Origin of the sequence: Enterococcus sp. C57 (genome assembly GCF_040887305.1) — a bacterium.
Classification (GTDB): domain Bacteria; phylum Bacillota; class Bacilli; order Lactobacillales; family Enterococcaceae; genus Enterococcus_B; species Enterococcus_B hirae.
The window spans coordinates 1-415 of sequence record NZ_JBFOFP010000031.1 but is presented as its reverse complement, the minus strand read 5'-3'; the positions used below and the strand labels follow the sequence as shown (position 1 = coordinate 415).

The following is a 415-nucleotide window of genomic DNA, read 5'->3' as shown; positions in this document are numbered from 1 at the left end:
GAAACTCTACTAAACCAAAATGTACAACAAAAGACTCCACCACCGATTCCACCAAAACCAAAAGTATCTGTTCAAAGTAATTCAATAAATGCTACGGCACAGGATAAGCTAGTATCCATGTTGGCTGAATCAGCAAAAAGACATTATCAACTTTCAAAGAATCAACCAACAGCTCCAGAAAAACTACATACAATAGCAAATGAAGTGGTGAATTTAGACCTTAATATAGACCAGAAGCAAGAGCTTATAAGTACGCTTCCTATGTCAAAAGCAGATAGAGACAAACTTCGGAATATATTCCAAAGTAATGCAATAAATGATAAGGCAGTATCCCTGCTGATTAAAATAATAAAAAGCGATTATCAACTTTCAAAGAGTCAATTTACAGCTCCAAAGGTTTTACATGAAATAGCCA

1 protein-coding gene is annotated in these 415 nt (G+C 34.7%); it reads left to right on the top strand.

Features of this window, described 5'->3' with window-relative positions; all coding sequences use genetic code 11:
• The coding region (locus AB5M32_RS13665) for a hypothetical protein (RefSeq protein WP_368024533.1) at positions 1-415 on the top strand (415 nt) is incomplete at both ends.